The 18448-nt window shown below is 66.7% G+C and carries 9 protein-coding genes; 5 read left to right on the top strand and 4 right to left on the bottom strand.

From position 1 onward, the window contains the following. Window positions 1-2: 2 nt before the first annotated feature. Together ACUJB0_RS13785 and ACUJB0_RS13780 are read right to left on the bottom strand one after the other, a co-directional pair. A complete protein-coding gene (locus ACUJB0_RS13785; RefSeq protein ID WP_444845712.1) occupies window positions 3-1388 on the bottom strand; it encodes a sensor histidine kinase in 1386 nt (461 codons plus the stop codon). Beyond that, window positions 1385-2065: a response regulator transcription factor gene (locus ACUJB0_RS13780; protein WP_161089835.1), complete on the bottom strand. Its 681-nt coding sequence runs from the start codon at window positions 2063-2065 to the stop codon at window positions 1385-1387. Before ACUJB0_RS13780 ends, ACUJB0_RS13785 begins: the two co-directional genes overlap by 4 nt. A gap of 141 nt (window positions 2066-2206) precedes the next feature. Here ACUJB0_RS13780 and ACUJB0_RS13775 point away from each other — a divergent pair, with 141 nt between their 5' ends. Beyond that, window positions 2207-6724, top strand: coding sequence for a beta strand repeat-containing protein (locus ACUJB0_RS13775; RefSeq protein ID WP_444845711.1), 4518 nt, complete (start codon window positions 2207-2209; stop codon window positions 6722-6724). A 123-nt stretch (window positions 6725-6847) separates the two neighbouring features. On the opposite strand, the gene ACUJB0_RS13770 is transcribed toward ACUJB0_RS13775, so the two are convergent. Then, entirely contained in the window at window positions 6848-9439 is a 2592-nt protein-coding gene (locus ACUJB0_RS13770) for a beta-galactosidase (RefSeq protein WP_444845710.1), read from the bottom strand. Between the two features lie 8 nt (window positions 9440-9447). Beyond that, window positions 9448-10596, bottom strand: a complete 1149-nt coding sequence (gene dgoD, locus ACUJB0_RS13765; RefSeq protein ID WP_444845709.1) for a galactonate dehydratase — start codon at window positions 10594-10596, stop codon at window positions 9448-9450. Window positions 10597-10818: 222 nt separating this feature from the next. Here dgoD and ACUJB0_RS13760 point away from each other — a divergent pair, with 222 nt between their 5' ends. The 4 genes from ACUJB0_RS13760 to galA all read left to right on the top strand — a co-directional run bounded on the left by ACUJB0_RS13760 (window position 10819) and on the right by galA (window position 18428). Next, window positions 10819-11742 carry an SMP-30/gluconolactonase/LRE family protein gene (locus ACUJB0_RS13760; protein ID WP_444845708.1) on the top strand — a complete coding sequence of 308 codons (924 nt, stop codon included), beginning with the start codon at window positions 10819-10821 and terminating at the stop codon, window positions 11740-11742. A gap of 48 nt (window positions 11743-11790) precedes the next feature. Next, the gene (locus tag ACUJB0_RS13755; RefSeq protein WP_444845707.1) at window positions 11791-12753 is read left to right on the top strand and encodes a LysR substrate-binding domain-containing protein; all 963 of its coding nucleotides are present in this window, start codon (window positions 11791-11793) and stop codon (window positions 12751-12753) included. Window positions 12754-12893: 140 nt separating this feature from the next. After that, window positions 12894-15500: a TonB-dependent receptor gene (locus tag ACUJB0_RS13750; RefSeq protein WP_444845706.1), complete on the top strand. Its 2607-nt coding sequence runs from the start codon at window positions 12894-12896 to the stop codon at window positions 15498-15500. A 75-nt stretch (window positions 15501-15575) separates the two neighbouring features. Next, window positions 15576-18428, top strand: coding sequence for a beta-galactosidase GalA (galA, locus tag ACUJB0_RS13745; RefSeq protein WP_444845705.1), 2853 nt, complete (start codon window positions 15576-15578; stop codon window positions 18426-18428). Window positions 18429-18448 lie beyond the last annotated feature (20 nt).

The raw sequence follows: 18448 nt of genomic DNA, 5'->3' as shown, positions 1-18448 counted from the left end.
GCTCAGACAGCCGGCAACGTCAGGCGGAAGCGCACCTGGCCGGGATTGGCGTCGGCCAGCGCGAGGGTGCCGCCGTGGGCCACGGCGATGTCGCGCGCCAGCGACAAACCCAGGCCGACACCAGGCACTCGCCGCTGGTGCGACTGGTCGGCGCGGTAGAAACGGTCGAACAGTCGGTGCCGGTGCTCAGGCGCGATGCCGTTGGAGGCATTGCTGACGTCGATGCGCCATTGCCCGCCCTTGCACCGCGCCGACAGCGCGATCCACCCACCCGGCTGGCCATACTTGATGGCGTTGCTGACCAGGTTGTGCAGCACCTGGCGCAGCAGCTCGGCGTCGCCGCGCACCGCGATGTGGTCGGGCAGCTCCAGCCGCACCGGCCGCGCGTCGTCCAGCAGGCCGATGTCCTCGGCCAGCTCGTCGAGCGCCGGTCGCAAGTCCAGCGGACACATGGGAATGGCCAGCTGGCCGGCATCGGCCCTCGCTAGCAGCAACAGTTTGCGCACGATGCTGTCCAGCCGCCGCACCTCGTCGAGCATATTGGCCAGGCCCTGTTCCAGCACCGGGTCGGCGCCGGCCCGCGCGAAGCTGCGTTCAAGCTCGCCCTGCAGGATGGTCAACGGCGTTTTCAATTCATGCGCGGCGTCGCCGGAGAAGCGGGCCGCCTGCAGGAAGCTGCGCTGCAGCCTGTCCAGCATGCCGTTGAACACGCTGACCATCTGGGCGAACTCCAGGTCTTCCTCGGCGGCCGAGACCCGCTGGTCCAAATCGCTCGCGGTCAGGCGCACCATGACGCCGGTCAGGTGCTCCACCGGCCGCATGGCGCGTCCGGCCAGGTACCAGGCTAGCGCACCCATGGCCACGGCCAGCACGCCGATGGCCGCCGCGAAGCGCATCAGGCTGGCGCGCACCTGGGCGTCCGACAGGCTGCGGTTGACCGCCACCCAGATCGTGACCGAGCCCTGCGTGACGCTGCCGATGCGCCAGCTCTGGCCGCCACCCTCCAGCGTGCGCAGGCCGGGGCCGGACGGCGGAGCGGCGTCGCCCAGCACGCGGTCCCAGGATGGGCTGCGGTACAGCGTGCCTTGAGTTGCGTCCTCGACCCGCAACAGGGCGTAGTCCTCCGGGCCGATGCCGGGCGGGGCGAAGCCGCCGAAGCTGGCGTTGAGCTGGGCGTCGGTGGCCGGCCACAGCGCCTGCGGCGTGGCCTGGAAGCCTGGGCCGGCCAGGTGGGCCGACAACATGTGGTCGATGATGTCGGCGCGGCGGTGGATGATGGTGTAGCTGGCCATCACATACAGCAGGAAGATGGCGGCCAGCGCGGTCAGCGTCGAGCCGAGGGCAATGCGCAGCCGGAACGAGCGCAGGCGCGGCCAGTGCGCCCTCACGCCGGGGCGTCCGGCTGGCGCAGGCGGTAGCCGACGCCGCGCACGGCCTCGATCGCCACGCTGTCGGGCAGGTCCAGCTTCTTGCGCAGGCGCTGGATGCACACGTCCACCATATTGGTCTGCGGTTCGAAGTCGTAGCCCCACACATGTTCCAGGATCTGCGTGCGGGTGTAGACCCGGCCCGGCGAGCGCATCAGGTATTCCAGCAGGTTGAATTCGCGCCCGGTCAGCTCGACGGCGCGGCCGTCGACGTCGGCCACCCGGCTCAGGCGGTCCAGCCGCAGCGCGCCCAAGGTCAGCACGCTCTGCCGCTCGCCGCTCACGCGCCGCAGCAGCGCGTGGATGCGCGCCACCAGCTCCTCCACGTAGAAGGGCTTGGCCAGATAGTCGTCGGCACCCAGGTTGAGGCCCTGCAGGCGGTCGTCCAGCTCGTTGCGCGCGGTCAGCAGGATGACCGGCACGTTGCGGCCCTCGCGCCGCATGGCCTTGAGGATGGACAAGCCGTCGCGGCCCGGCACCATCACGTCCAGCAGCACCACGTCGTACTCGCGCGACAGCGCGTAGTCGTAGCCAAGATTGCCATCTTCGCAATGGTCGACCAGGAAGCCGTGCTCGCGCAGGCCGGCGCACACGAAACTGGCGATACGTTGTTCATCTTCTACTAAAAGCGCTTTCATGGAGGCATTGTCCGGGCTGGCCCGGCCGCCGTCAATGGCGGGTTTAGCGCTTTTATTACAGCTTTGTAATCGTTGTGTTTGCCATCCTGTCATTTTCCCTTGATTTAATGCAAGCGTACCAAACCATAACAAGGGGTAAAGATGAGTATCGGCAGCTGGTTCAAGAAACACGTGGAAAAGCCCATCGTCAGTGTGGTCGACAAGGTCGGCGACACCATCAAGGACATCGGCAGCGACCTGAACGGCATCGGCGACGCCTTCGACGCGGTCGGCAACGACATCACGGCGGTGGCCAAGAAGATCAGCGAACTGGGCTACACCAAGAAAAGCCTGGGCAACGGCGACAACAACTACACGGCCAGCTCGCTGGGCGCCAATATCATCCACGGCGACGGCGGCAACGACACCATCACCGTCACGGCGGGCGCCTACAACAACCTGTACGGCGACGACGGCAACGACACCATCGTCGTGCGCGTGGGCGGCTACAACCGCATCGACGGCGGCAACGGCGACGACACCATCCGCGTCGAGGTGGGCGTCTACAACAAGATCAGCGGCGGTGCAGGCAACGACTCGGTCACCGTGTCGGCCGGCGCGGCGGCCGACGTCGACCTGGGCGACGGCAACAACAGCCTGTCCATCAACAGCGCCTACAACGAGATCACCGCCGGCAACGGCGACGACCGCGTGACGGCCAACGGCGGCTGGAACAAGATCGACGTCGATGGCGGCAACAACACCATCACCGCCAACGGCGGCGCCAACACCGTCAGCACCGACGGCGGCAACGACAACATCACCGTCAACGGTGGCGCCAACAAGGTCAGCGCGGGTGACGGCAACAACGTCATCAGCGCCGGCGGCGCCTCCAACGTCATCAACACCGGCAACGGCGCGGACACGGTCACGGCCGACGGCGCCAGCAACGTCATCAACACCAACGGCGGCGACGACCGCATCACCGTCAAGGCGGCCAGCAACGTGGTCGACGCCGGCGAGGGCAACAACACGGTGACGGCCGACGGCGGCAACAACCACATCACCGCGGGCGGCGGCGACGACACCATCAAGGCCAACGGCGGCGCCAACGAAGTCAAGGCCGGCAACGGCAACAACAACGTCACGCTGAACGGCGCGGCCAACGTGATGAACTCGGGCTCGGGTGCGGACACGGTCACCGCGGCCGGCGGCGCCAACATCATCAACACCGGCGCCGGCAACGACCAGGTGCAGGCCACCGGCGGCGCCAACGTCATCAACGCCGGCAGCGGCAACGACACCGTGGTCGCGCTGGGCGGCGCCAACGGCATCACCGCCAGCGACGGCAAGGACAACATCGTCACCGGCGGCGGCGCCAACGTGGTGATCGACGACGGCGGCAACAGCAACATCGTGCTGGGCGGCCTGCTCAACATCGCCTACACCGGCGGCAGCGGCAACAAGGTGGCCGCGCTGGGCGACAGCAACGCGCTGGTCAGCAACCAGGGTGGCAACATCGAGGCGGCGGTCGGCGTCAACAACGTGATGCTGGCCAACGGCAGCGGCAACACGCTGGTCGGCGTGGGCGGCGCCAACCTGGTGGCCACCACCGTCGGCGGCGACACTGTGGTGGCGCTGGGCGGCACCAACGTTGTGCTGACCGAGCTGGGTGGCATGGTCAAGGCCGCCACCGGCGGGCTGGGCAAGGTATTAGCCGATGCCATGCCGAGCAAGGCGGCCGCCACCGCCATCAACAACGCCAGCGCCAAGCTGGCCGCCGGCATCAACAGCGGCGCCGGCAACGACACCGTGGTGGCCGTGGGCGGCAACAACGTCATCTACACCGGCGCCGGCAAGGACGTGGTCACGGCGGCGGGCGGCAACAACATCGTGCTGGCCAACGGCGGCGACAACGTCACCACCGCGCTGGGCGGCAACAACATCATCGTCAACACCGCGGGCAACAACGTGGTGACGGCGGCCGGCTCGGTCAACGTCATCGTCACCGGCATCGGCGACGGCCTGGCCGACGTCACGGCCAAGCTGGGCAGCGCGGCCGGCGGCGCCACCAAGGCCGTGGCTTCCTTCATCGGCAACAATGTCGCGCATGGCGACGGCAACGACGTGGTCAGCGCCATCGGCTCGACCAACGTGATCTACACCGGCAGCGGCAACGACGTGGTGACCGGCATCGGCGCCAACAACGTGGTGTGGAGCGGCACCGGCAACGACACGGTCACCGTGTTCGGCGCGCGCAACGTGGTGTGGGGCGACGCCGGCGCGGATACCGTGACGGCCGTCGGCGCCAACAACCTGCTGGCCACCGGCAACTACGCGGAGATCGCCGTCACCGCCGTCGGCCTGGTCGACTCGCTGGCCTCCGGCGTGGCCGCCACCGACCTGGTGTCCAAGGCCGGCCTGTCGGGCGCGGCGTCCAGCCAGAGCGGCCATGACGTGATGACCGCCTTCGGTAAGAACAACGTGCTGATCGGCGGCAGCGCCGACACCGTCGTCACCGCGCTGGGCGTGAACAACCTGGTGGCGACCGGCGCCGGCAACGACGTGGTCAGCGCCATCGGCAGCAAGTCCGGCATCGTCACCGGCGCCGGCAACGACGTCGTCACCGTGGTCGGCACCTACAACGTGGTGTCGGTGGGCGAGGGCAACAACGTCGTCACCGCGCTGGGCAAGGGCAACCTGATCGAAGGCGGCAGCGGCGACGACGTGCTGACCGCGCTGGCCTTCGGCACGGCGGCCAAGTCGGTCAACGTCAACGGCAACCTGATCGTGGCGGGCGACGGCAACAACGTCGAGACCGTGGTCGGCAAGGACAACGCCGTGATCGGCGGCAGCGGCAAGGACACGCTGGTGATGGTCAGCTACGGCGGCGGCAACACCAGCACCACCACCAACGAGGTCGAGGGCAGCAACCAGACCACCACCAGCACCACCAAGGGCAGCACCCAGCTCAACGTGGCCTGGACCGGCGCGGGCAACGACACCGCCATCGTCTACGGCGACCACAACGTGGTGCTGTCGGATTCGGGCGACGACTTCCTGGTCGTGCTCAACGCCGGCAGCAAGCTGAGCTACTCCAGCACGACCACCGAGGCGGTGGAAGGCTCGGACAAGGCGCAGACCACCGACTCGACCAAGGTCAGCCTCGACACCGGCATGAACTTCGTGCACGCCGGCGACGGCAACGACACGCTGATCCTGGCCGGCACCACCACCATCGGCATGGGCGGCAACGGCAACGACCTGATCGTCTCGTCCGGCCAGAACAACATCGCCCTGGGCGGCGCCGGCAACGACACCATCATCGGCCTGGCCGAGATCACCGTGTTCAACGCGGCCGAATCGATCGTCGAGAACGACTACGAGTCGGCCGGCGACTGGGTGGGCGCGGCCATGAACGCCAACTTCATCCGCTCGCAATACGGTTCGCTGGCCAAGGGTGACCTGGGCAAGCTCAACCTGGTGGGCAATGTGATCATGGGCGGCGACGGCGACGACACCATCTTCGCCACCAACGCCGGCACCTATGTCGGCGGCGGCAACGGCAACGACACCATGATGGGCCTGGGCTGGGGCGTGATCGACCATCTGCTGGTGGGCAAGGCCAACGCGCTCAACGCGGCCTGGAACGACGCCGGCAAGGGCTTCGACGCCATCACCAAGTACCTGAACTCGACCTTCACGGACGAGATCAGCAAGGGCTGGGCCGGCGTGGCCGACAGCATCAAGGCCGAGCTGGCCAAGGCCACCGCCAGCGGCGGCAAGCTGGCCGACAGCCTCAACGCGGCCGCCAACGATGCGCTGAACGGCATCACCAACACCGCCGGCCTGTCGTCGTCGGGCATCGACGTGGCCTCGCCGCTCAAGTCCGCGCTGGACACCGGCAAGAGCGGCCTGACCTCGGCGGTGAACGGCATCAGCAGCGGCGTCAACTACGTGGCCGATGCCGACGTGGGCACGGCCCTGGCCGACGCCACCGACTGGCTGGGCAGCGCGCTGAAGACGGCGTCCAACGCCAGCGGCGACGGTGTGAACTGGCTGGGCAAATACCTGGGCATCAACCTGCACCTGAGCGAGTACAAGGGCGCCGACTTCTTCATCGCCGGTTTGCTGGCCTACACGCTGGGCTACAAGTACGCCGGCAATAACCGCCTGTTCGGCGGCGCCGGCGACGATACGCTGTACAGCGGCATGGGCAACGATTCGTTGAACGGCGGCTCGGGCAAGGACACTTATGTGATGTCCATGGGCGACGGCAAGGACACGGTGCACGAGGTAGCCGGCGGCAACGACGTGCTCAAGTTCACCGGCAACAAGTTGTTCAGCAGCGTCACCATCGCGGCTGACCACGTCAAGGCCAACATCGACGGCTCGGACCTGGTCATCAACTATGTCGACGGCGGCAAGTCCTACGCGCAGTTCACGGTGGCCGACTACGCCAAGGTCAACATCGCCGAGGTGGACCTGGTCGATGCCAGCGGCAAGCAGGTCGCCGCGATCAACTTCGCCGATCTGGTGGCGCACGCCGACCAAGGCAGCAGCCCGTACGAGATGGCTGCCACTTGGACGGCCGACCGCATGCACACCTTCGCCGACTTGATCACCGCATCGATCACGGGCGGCAGCGCTGGCGTGCAGTTGGTGGGCGTGGCCAGCTAAGTCGGCGCCGCGCAAGGCAAGGCTGAAGACAGGTGGCGCATGCCGCCGGTCTTCAGCTTTTTTTTCGGGCAAAAAAAACCGCCCGCCGCGGGGCGCGGTGGGCGGCAAACCACATGACAAGCTTTACGGTGCTACGCGCAGCTGATAGACCGGTATCACGCTGACGCCGCGCATGGTGGCGATTTGAGGCTGGCCCGCGAAATCGGGGCGCGCCTCTTTCGGCAGGTAGATGGGCGCATCGGCGCGCAGCGGCAGGACGGACACGGTCAGCGGCTGGTCGAGCAGGGCGCTGGCCTGGCGCAGGCCGAACTGCCATTGATAGCCGCTGTAGTACCAGTCGTCCAGCATGCGCGTGCCCGAGTACAGGCGGCCGATGTCGCCGACGAAGTCGATCTGCAGCAGCGCGTCGTCCAGCCCAAGCAGCTGCTCGCGCGGGACGTTGATCTGCCACGCACCCGCCGCCTTGAAGTTTTCCGGCAGCGGCTGCACCGCGGCTTTCGCCGTGCCGCCGATGACGATGGGCGCCGCCTCTTGCGCCGCGCGCGTCGGCGTGATGCTGGCCTTCAGGTCGCGAACAGGCAGTTCCGCTTCGAAGGACTGGAAGATGCCGTCGTTGCCTGCGGCGCGCAGGGTGACGCGCTGGCCGGCGGCGGTTTCGGTCCGCGCCGCGGCGCTGGCGCCCTTGCTGCCCGGAGCCGCCGCCAACGCAGCGTTGGCGCCTTTGCCGCCGGGAGCTGCCCATGCAGGGCTGGCGGTGCTTGCCGTCGGCTGACCGCTCAACGCCGGGTAGACGGCGAAGCGGAACTTGTTGCTGCCCGTCGAACGCATTTGCAGCGCGCCGTCGGCGACGTAGGTCTGCTGGCCGCTCAGGATCAGGCGGCGTTGGCCGCCCAGTTCCGCCACGCTCAGTTGCTGCGATTGTTCGGCCGTCAGCACGACGATGGTCAACGGCCGCTTGCCTTCGCGCTGCACGGTCAGCGCAGCACCGGCGCCGGGCTGCAAGCCGCTCACCAGCGCGCGGCCACCGGCGACAGCGACCTGCGCGCCGCCGTTGGCATGAATCTGCTGCTTCAGCGCTGCGTCGAACGCCAACTCCACCGGCACGCCAGCGCTGGCGCCGAACACCGCCACCACGCCAGCCTTGCCCTGGTCGAGCAAAGCCAAAGGCTGCGCCGTCGCGTAGGCGAGGTTGACGCCATCCAGATCAAGATTCAACGGCCAGATGAAGTAAGCGCCATCGGCGATATCGACCGGCGCACTTGGCAGCGTGATCGTCTGGTCCGGCAGCTTGACCGAGAACTGCGTGCCCCGCTGCGCCGCCATCGGATACTGTCGCACGTGGTTATTCACGAACAGGAAACCGCGATCGCCCTCGCTGCGCACCGCGAAGCGCGCCGTCTTCAAATCGTCCGGCGTGGCCGGCGAGGCATCCGGTTTACGAACCGTCATCGGCGCCAGGCGCGAACCGAAATTGTGCAGGAACAGATGGAAGGGACGCAGCTTCTCCAGCACCTTGCGCTGCTGGCCGTCCGGCCCGAGCGGGGCCTGGAAGTCGTAGCTGATCATGGTGGTGTCGTTGTAGCCGCCGCTGAGCGAGCTTTCCTCCATCGAGGTGCCGCCCAGGCCAGTCGGATTGCGGCCGCCGTGGAACATGTAGTAGCCCATCAGGTTCACGCCGGAACCCAGCTGCACCGGCAGCATCGACGCGATATCGTCCGCGCTGACCACCGTGCGGCGGCGGTACATGAACGGCAGGCCCGCGCCGTATTCCGCGCCGAGGAAAGGTGTCACGTCTTTGTCCGTCTCCGCCGTGCCGGGTGCGTGGGCGGCGGTCTGCGCACCCAGGTCGCCGCTGACGCGGGTATCGAAACGGAAGGCGTAGGTCTCTTTCGGCGGCAGCTCGCTGGTGCTGGTGCCCCAGGGCTCGTCGGGATAACCGCCGAACACCGGCGTCACTTCGCCGGTGGGATAGATGGTGCCGTCCCAACCCGTGACGGTGTAGTAGGGCACATCCATGCCCGCCTTCAGCGCCAGCTTCTTCAGCGCGGCGATGTGCGCCGCGCCCTTGCCGGGACCATCGATGTTGTATTCGTTTTCCAGCTGGATGCCGATCACATGGCCGCCATCCTTCCACAGCTGGCCCTTGAGCTGCGCGCCGATCTGCGCGTACAGCTTCTCCACCAGCGCCATGTACTGCGGATCGTTGGAGCGGGTCGGCATGGCGTTGACCACCCAATCCGGCACGCCGCCGTAGCGCACTTCCGCATGCGCCCACGGGCCCACACGCACCACCACATCCAGCCCGGCCTTGGTGGCCAGCTGCACGAAGCGGCGCAGGTCGCGGTTGCCCTTCCAGTCGAACTGGCCGGCCAGCTCCTCGTGATGGTTCCACATCACGTAGCTGGCGACGATGTCGATGCCGGCCGCCTTCATCTTGCGCAGCTCCGCCTCCCACTGCGAGGCGGGCGTGCGGCTGTAATGGAATTCGCCCATCACCGGCAGCCATGGCGCGCCGTTGCGGGTCAGGTAGCGCGCGTTGGCGCCCAGCCTGTCGCCGTTGGGCGCGACCGAACTGCCCATGCGCAGCGCCGCGGCTTTCGGCGCGGGAGTCGTCGCGCTGGCGTCGATGGACAAGGTATCGGCGCCGGCGACGCCGCCCGCCAGGGCGCCAATAATCAGCGCGGCGCCCGAACGGCGGCTAAACAAAAATGGCATCTCGATCCTTACCACTCGGCGACGCTGCCATCCGCGTGGCGCCACACCGGATTGCGCCAGTCCGGCGCGTTGAGGCTCGCCTCCAGCACGCGCGCCTCGTCCACCACCACGCCCAGGCCAGGCTTGGGCAGCGGCTTCATATAGCCGTCGGTGATGAGGAAGTCTTCCTTGTTGACGACATAGTCCAGCAGCTCGCCGCCCTTGTTGTAGTGGATGCCCATGCTCTGTTCCTGCAGCACGGCGTTGTACGACACGAAGTCCACGGCCAGGCAGGCCGCCAGCGCGACAGGGCCGAGCGGGCAGTGTGGCGCCAGCGTGATGTCGTAGGCTTCCGCCATCGAGGCGATCTTCATGCATTCGGTGATGCCGCCGGCGTGCGACAGGTCCGGCTGCGCGATCGACAGGCCGCCGGCGTGGAACACGTTCTTGAATTCGAAGCGCGAGTACATGCGCTCACCGGCAGCCAGCGGAATCGAGGTGGTCGCGGCCAGGCGCGGATAGTACTCGGCCTGCTCGGCCAGCACCGGCTCCTCGACGAACAGCGGGCGATACGGCTCCAGCTCGCGCAGCAGCACCTTGGCCATCGGCGCGGCCACGCGGCCGTGGAAGTCCAGGCCGAACTCGATGCTGTTGCCGAAGGCGGCGCGGATCTCGGCCACGCGCTCGACCGCCTTGTCGACGGCGGCGGCGGTGTCCAGCATGCCCAGTTCTTCGGTGGCGTTCATCTTGAACGTATTGAAGCCGCCTTCGCGCAGTTTGCGGATATGCTCAATGATGTCGGAAGGACGGTCGCCGCCCACCCAGCTGTACATCTTCATGCGGTCGCGTACCAGGCCGCCCAGCAGCTCGTACACCGGCTTGCCCATGACCTTGCCCTTGATGTCCCACAGCGCCTGGTCGATGCCGGCGATGGCGCTCATCGTGATCGGGCCGCCGCGGTAGAAACCGGCGCGGTACATGGTTTGCCACAGGTCGTTGATGCGGGACGGGTCCTGGCCGATCAGATAAGATTCCATTTCCTGTACCGCCGTCTCCACGGTGCGCGCGCGGCCTTCGATGACCGGTTCGCCCCAGCCGACGACGCCTTCATCGGTTTCGATCTTGAGCAGCATCCAGCGCGGTGGTACACGGTAGGTCGTCAGTTTGATGATTTTCATAGGAGAGAGAGGGTAAGTTCAGGAACAGTGCTCAGTCTAAGCCTGCCCGCTAGACTGGAAATATGATTAATTCGTAAGTAGGCATATCATTATCGGATAGCTTCCCGGGCGCTGCCCAGCTATCCGATATCAGCATGGCAGCAGCCGATTTATTCATATCTGCGGCGGCGGCGGGCCGCTTAGACTGGCGCGGTCACGTCATCCATCCGGAGCCCCCGCAGCATGAGCCCAACCAGTACGTCCACCGCTTCCACGACCGGCATCCTGCTGGCGCTCGCCGGCCAGGCTGGCGGCGCGCTGCGCTGGGACCCGCAGGCCGCCTGCTGGCGCTGGCCGGACCCGCAGGGCGGCCAGTTGTACGCCTGGCCGCAGCACGACGGCAAGGCGGCCGGCGCGCGCCTGCTGGAGAATGCCGGCGTGATCGCCTGCTGCCGCTCCGGGCGCATGCTGCTTGGCCAGGGCAAGCGCCTGGGCATGGTGGAGCTGACACCCGCCGGACAGCCCGGCCGCCCGCTGCAGGCGCAGGTGCTGGCGACCATCGACGCCGCCGAGGCGCGCACCGTCATCAGCGACGGCTGCACCGACCGGCACGGGAATTTCGTCTTCGGCACCGCCAACACCGGCGCCGACCAGCGGCCCATCGGCAGCTTCTATCAATATTCTACGCGCCACGGGCTGCGCCGCCTGGCCTTGCCGGTGGTGGTCACGGCGCGCAGCATCGCCTTCAGCGTGGACGGCACGCGCATGTACTTCGCCGACGCCGCCCGGGGCGGCATCATGCAGTGCCGCTACGACGCGGAGCGCGCCAAGGTGGGCGAGATCCGCGAGTTCGCGCAGGCGCCCGAACGGGGCGCCGCCACCGTGGACAGCGCCGGCATGCTGTGGAGCGTGCAGGCCGGGGGACTGGCCCAGTACTGCGCCGACGGCCATTTGCGCCGCCGGATCGCGCTGGAGCAGGAGCAGCCGTCCGGCATGGCCTTCGGCGGCGTCGATACGCGCCAGTTGCTGCTGCTGGGCGTGCGCGGCGGCCTGTATGGCTTGCCGCCCGCCTTGGCCGAGGAGCTGGCGCCGGGCGTGGCCGATACCCCCTTCGACGACGGCCCGGCCGCCGTCGCCGATTCCCAACGCCGGCGCCAGGGTGATTGACGCTGCAACGGCGCGCCCTTATGATGGGCGATCCAGAAAATCACCCCTATGACCGATTCAAGCTCCGACCGCTTCGTCCGCTCCCATCTGAAAACCCGCCATTTGGTGCTGCTGGTCGAATTGGGCCGGCACGGATCGATCGCGCACGCGGCGCAGGCGGCCAACTTGACCCAGCCCGGCGCGTCCAAATTATTGGGCGAGCTGGAACACGCGCTGGGCGTGCAGCTATTCGAGCGCCTGTCGCGCGGCGTCGCCCCCACCTGGTACGGAAAAGTGCTGATACGCCGCGCCGGCGCCGCGCTGGCGGAGATGGACGCGGCCCACCAGGAGGTGATGGAGCTGCTGTCCGGCCTTCGTGGGCGGGTAGGCATCGGCACCGTGCTGGCGCCGGCCACCGGCCTGGTGCCGAAGGCGATCAACCTGCTCAAGGCGCGCCACTCGCGGGTGCACGTCGCGGTCAGCATGTCGACCAGTAAAGCGCTGGTGGAGCGCCTGCGCGGCGGCGAGCTGGATCTGGTGGTCGGCCGCATCCTCGACACGGCCGCCGCCGACGAACTCAATTTCGAACCATTGACCGACGAGCCGCACCTGCTGATCGCGCGCGCCGGCCATCCGCTGGCCAGCCGCACCGACCTGCGGCTGGAGGATCTGATGGAGCAGTGCTGGATACTGCCGCCGGCCGGCAGCATCCTGCGCGACCGCCTGACCGCGCTGTTCCTGTCGCATGGCCTGGAGCAGCCGGCGGAAACCGTCGAGACGCTCGACCTGCCGGTCGTCGCCAGTCTCCTCATGAGCAACGACATGATCGTCGCGCTGCCGTCCGACGCCGTGCAGCCGTATCTGGAAGCGGGCCTGATGACGATACTGCCGTTCGACCTTGGCGTGAGCATGGATTCATTCGGCATTGTGACGCGCAAGCGACACCAGCTCTCGCCTGGCGCCGACGCCATGCTGCTCGCGCTGCGCGACGCCGCGGCCAGCATCTATCCTCACTATCGTCCGCCCGTGTAAGCGTCCTCAAGCGTGATATACGAACTTCGTATGGCCCGCGCTGAATAAGCTATTGGAAGTGCTTCTTTCGTTTCGCTAGCATCCAGTTATTCGTCCGAGTGGTAACCAGAGACGAAACCTATACAACACTGGAGATGCACATGAAGCACAAGAAATTGAGCTGGCTGATTGCCACGCTCTTCACGTCCCCTTTGCTGGTCCAACAGGCATTTGCACAGGAAGCCGCAGGCGATATCCAGCAAGTGAACGTGACCGGTATCCGCGCCTCGGTGCGCAACGCGCTGGCCGCCAAGGAAGCTTCGAACAGCATCGTTGAAGTCATCGCGTCGGAAGACATCGGCAAGCTGCCCGACACCACCATCGCCGAATCGCTGGCGCGCCTGCCGGGCATGTCGTCCGGCCTGGATCGCGGCAACGCCAGCCAGATCGTCGCGCGCGGCATGGGCCCTCGCTTCATCGGCGCCACGCTGAACGGCCGCGAGCTGGCTTCGTCGGAGCCCAACCGCGCCGTGCGTTTCGAGCAGTTCCCATCGGAGTCGCTGAGCGGCGCCACCATCTACAAGACGCAGAACGCCGAGCTGGCGGAAGGCGGCATCGCCACCTCCATCGACCTGCAAACCGTCTCGCCACTGAAGTACTCGGGCCGCCAGGTGTCGCTGAAGGCGGACGCGCTGTACTACGCGCTGGCCAAGGACATCGGCGGCGCCGACAAGACCGCGCCGCGCATCGGTGGCGTCTACATCGACCAGTTCAACAACAAGACGCTGGGCGTGGCGCTGGCCTTCAGCTACCAGGACCAGCCTTCGGTGCAGAAGAATATCCGTCACTGGGGCTTCAACGAGGACCACTCGGCTGACCTGAACGGCGACGGCAAGGTGGACAAGACGCCATGGGGCTTCCAGGACGACGTCCGTCACGGCAAGGACAAGCGCTCCAGCGTGCTGGCCAAGGCCGAGTGGAAGCCGAACCAGAACGTGCTGATCACCGCTGACACCTACTACGCCAAGACCGCGATCGACGAGTCGCAACTGCAGCACTGGACCGGCGACATGGGTAACTGGGACGGCGGCAACTCCGGCAACTTCAGCAACCTCGATATCCGCAACGGCTATGTGGCCGGCGGCACCGTCAAATGGGTCAACGTCATCAACAACGACGCCCGCTGGATCCAGGATAACAGCGTCGCCGCCAGCGGCTTGAACGCCAAGTTCAACGTCGGCGACTGGAAGGTGGAGTCGGACCTGTCGACCTCGCACGCGATGCGCGCCAGCCAGTGGCGCGACCTGCGCCAGACGTCGAAAAACAGCACCACCATCAACTGGTCCTTCACGGGCGACGAGCGCCAGAGCTACGACTTCGGTGGCCTGGACACCGGCAACCCGGCCAACTTCGCCGCGCCCACGCTATATGTCGATACCGACGGCCATGTCAAGGATCTGCTGAACGCCGTGTCGTTGAGCGCCTCGCGCCCGATCGAGAACAGCATCGTCAGCCGCCTGAAGGTCGGCGTGCGCGCCACCGACCGCGAGAAGAGCTATCGCCAGACCACCTGGCAGCTGAATTCGACGGCGGCGATTCCCGACTCGGCCTACGAGACCGTCAACGTCAGCGGCTTCCCTTCGTATATCGCGTTGAAGGACTTCGGTGCGTCGACCGCCGCCGCCTTTGGCCCCAACGCCTTCAATCCCGACGGCCAGGTACGCGAGGACTGGCAAATCCGGAACGATGCCTTGTCCGGCTGGAAGGTCAAGGAGCGCAGCACCTCGGCCTTCGTGCAGGGTGACCTGGACGGCGAAGCCTTCGGCAAGACCTATCGCGGCAACGTCGGCGTGCGCCTGGTGCACACCACGCAGACCGGCTACGGCGCGCAGTCGCTGAACGGCGCGGCGCCGACGGCGGTGGAAGGCGGCACCTCGTACAACGAGATCCTGCCTAGCCTGAACCTGATCTTCAACATGGACGAGGCGCAGGAGCGCCAGGTGCGCTTCAGCGTGGCGCGCGCCATGTCGCGCGCGCCGCTGGACGAGATGCGCGCCTCGCGCAACCTGAACGTGGTGACGGATTCCACCCAGCCGGTCACCGGCAGCGCCGGCAATCCCGAACTGAAGCCGATGATGGCCAACCAGGTCGACCTGGCCTACCAGTGGTACTTCAGCAAAGGCTCACTGCTGTCGGCCGGTGCGTTCTACAAAAAGGTATCGCGCTACATTGCCATCACCAGCGACACCACCACCGTCAACGGCCGTCCAGCCACCATCACCCGTTCGGTCAACGGCGAGGGCGGCGACATCCGCGGCGTGGAGCTGGTGTACCAGCAGGCCTTCACCTCGCTGCCTGCGCCGTTCGATGGCCTGGGCATCGCCAGCAACTACGCCTACACCACCAGCAACATCCACGAGAAAACGCCAAGCGTGAATCCTTATCCGATCGAAGGTCTGATGAAGAGCAACGGCGGCGTGACGCTGTGGTACGAGAAGGCCGGCTACGAGGCGCGCATCTCGGCCAACTACCACAGTGCTTTCGTGCGTAATCCAACCTGGGGCGCCGGCCAGTTGATCATGAACGAAGCCGAAACCTACCTGACGCTGAACCTGGCCAAGCAGCTGACGCCGAACGTGCAACTGCGCTTCGGCATCGACAACCTGACCAACCAGAAGGCCGTCTACACCAGCGCGAACATCCCGGTACAGCAGGAGGTCACCGAATTCGGCCGCCGCTTCAACCTGGGCCTGTCGTTCAAGCTGTAATCTGTTTTTTGTCGTGGCTTTGACGGGGCGGCGCGTGATGGCGCTGCTCCGTTTTTTTCATCAAGGGGGCGCGAATTGAAATCGACCATATTCAACTGGCGGCGGCTGTGTTCCGCCATTCTTCTGCTGACGGCCTGCGTGGCCGCTCATGCTGTTCCTGCCGCATCGGCGGGCCGTGAGCGCCTGTCGCTGGATCGCGGCTGGCTGTTCCACCTGGGCGACATCGTCCAGCCGCCGATCAAGGGACACGGCGAATCCTACGGCAACGCCAAGGCGGGTAACGCCGCCGGCGCGGCCGGCACCGAATACGACGATTCCGATTGGCGTCACCTGGACCTGCCGCATGACTGGGCGGTGGAAGGTCCGTTCGACCCCAACGCCAACGTCTCGCAGGGCTACCGTCCGCGCGGCATCGGCTGGTACCGGCGCTACCTGCGCGTGGACGCCGCCGACCGTGGCCGCCATTTCGAACTGCAGTTCGACGCCATCGCCACCCACGCCACCGTGTGGGTGAACGGGAACGTGGTGAACCGCAACTGGTCCGGCTACAACTCCAGCTACATCGACATCACGCCTTACCTGCGCTACGGCGACGCGATGAACACCATCGCCATCCGCGCCGACGCCGAGGCCATGGAAGGCTGGTGGTATGAGGGCGCGGGCATGTACCGCCATGCGTGGCTGGTCAAGCGCGATCCGGTGCATGTCGTCACCGACGGCGTGCACGCGACGCCGCGCCTGGACAAGAATAATCAATGGACCATTCCGGTCGAGGTCACGCTGAACAACAGCGGCAAGCAGGCCAGCGGCGTGACGGTGGAAGTGGCCGTGTTTGACCCGTCCGGCAAGCAGGTGGCGCGCCAGACCGCCGCCGCCCGCATCGGCGCGCTGGACACGAACACGGTGAAGGTACCGGTGGCCGTCGCCAAGCCGGCACTGTGGTCGCTGGAGAAAACCAATCTGTATCGCGTGACCACGCGCGTTCTGCAGGACGGCAAGGCGCTGGATGAAGTGTCGCTGCACACCGGCTTCCGCACCATCCGCTTCGACGCGGCGCAGGGCTTCTTCCTCAACGGCGTGCATGTGAAGCTGCAGGGCGTGTGCATCCACCAGGACCACGCGGGTGTCGGCGTGGCTGTGCCGGATTCGGTGTGGGAGTACCGCCTGCGCAGGCTGAAGGAACTGGGCGTGAACGCGATCCGCTTCTCGCACAACGCGCCGGCGGCCGAGGTGCTGGATCTGGTGGACCGCATGGGCTTCCTGGTCATGGACGAGAACCGCAACTTCAATCCATCGCCGGACTACATGAAGCAGCTGGAGTGGATGGTCAAGCGCGACCGCCATCATCCGGGCGTGGTCCTGTGGTCGGTGTTTAACGAAGAGCCGGAGCAGGCCACTGAAGTGGGCTACGAAATGGTGCGCCGCATGTCGGCCGTGGTCAAGTCGCTGGACGACACCCGTCCGGTCACTGCAGCGATGAACGGCGGCTTCCTGACGGAGCTGAACGTGTCGCACGCGGTGGACGTGGTGGGCGCCAACTACCAGGTGCCGGACTACGACCGCTATCACAAGGCCAATCCGAACAAGCCCTTCACCAGCTCCGAGGACACGTCGGCCTACATGACGCGCGGCGAGTTCAAGACCGTCCGCGAGAAGAACCTGATCGCCAGCTACGACGACGATGCGGCCGAGTGGGGCAACACCCACCGCGACGCCTGGCAGGCGATCGCCACGCGGCCATACGTGGCGGGTGGTTTCGTCTGGACCGGCTTCGATTACCGCGGCGAGCCGACGCCCAACGAGTGGCCTTCGGTCAGCTCCGTGTTCGGCATCATGGACCTGAACGGCTTCCCGAAGAACGCCTACTACATCCATCAGGTACAGTGGATCAAGGACCGTCCGCTGATTTACATCGCGCCGCACTGGAACTGGAGCGGCAGCGAGGGCAAGGACATCCGCGTGATGGTGATGGCCAATGTCGAGCGCGTGCAGCTGCTGCTGAACGGCCGCGTGCTGGGCGAGCAGAAGGTGGACCCGTACCGCATGAACAGCTTCAACGTCGCCTACGCGCCGGGCAAGCTGGAAGCGATCGGCTACAACGGCGGCAAGGAAGTCACGCGCACCTCGGTGGAAACCACCGGCGCCGCCGTCGCGCTGGAGCTGGTGCCGGACCGCGCGCAACTGGCCGGCGATGGCCGCGACGCCATGCCGATCACCGTCCGTGCGCTGGACGCGCAAGGCCGCGCCGTGCCGCTGGCCGACGCGCAGGTGACGTTCGCGGTGACGGGCGGCGGCCGCTCCATCGGCCATGGCAACGGCGATCCGAATTCGCACGAGGACGAGAAGGGCGCGACGCGCCGCCTGTTCAACGGCCTGGCGCAGCTGATCGTGCAGACCAACTACGACAGCACGGACGCGATCAGCGTCACCGCCACCGCGCCCGGCCTGGCGCCGGCGCGCATCAGCATCCCGGTCAAGGCCACGCCCGCGCAACCCTACGTGGCGCAGGCCGAGGCGCCGCTGACCTTTGTGCGCAGCTGGCGCATCGCGCCGGACAGCGCGCAGCGTCCCGACCCGAACCAGCAACTGGCCAGCTTCGACATGAACACCTGGGGCTGGGGATCGCCGCCGATGATCGCGTCGGCCGCCGCGAAGTATCACCTGTACCGCTCCAGCTTCACGCCGCGCAAGAACCTGGCCGACGGCAGCGGCGTGGTGCGCTTCGCGGGCATACGCGGCAAGGCGGAGTTCTGGCTGAACGGCCGGTTGGCCGGCAAGAAGGACAGCTACGCGCTGGAGCCGTTCGAGCTGCCGCTGCCGGCCGGCGCCGGCAAGCGCGAGATCAATGTGATCGTCGAGGCGGAGCCAGGCCAGGCCAGCGGCATCGAGGGTTATGTGAGCATTACGCCACGCTTGCTGGCAAAGTAGCAATTTTCAGCAAGGCGTTG

The organism is Duganella caerulea (genome assembly GCF_040362985.1).
GTDB classification, from domain to species: Bacteria; Pseudomonadota; Gammaproteobacteria; order Burkholderiales; family Burkholderiaceae_D; genus Rugamonas; species Rugamonas vulcania.
Note: the sequence above shows the minus strand (reverse complement) of the source record. Positions and strands in the feature narration are given on the sequence as shown.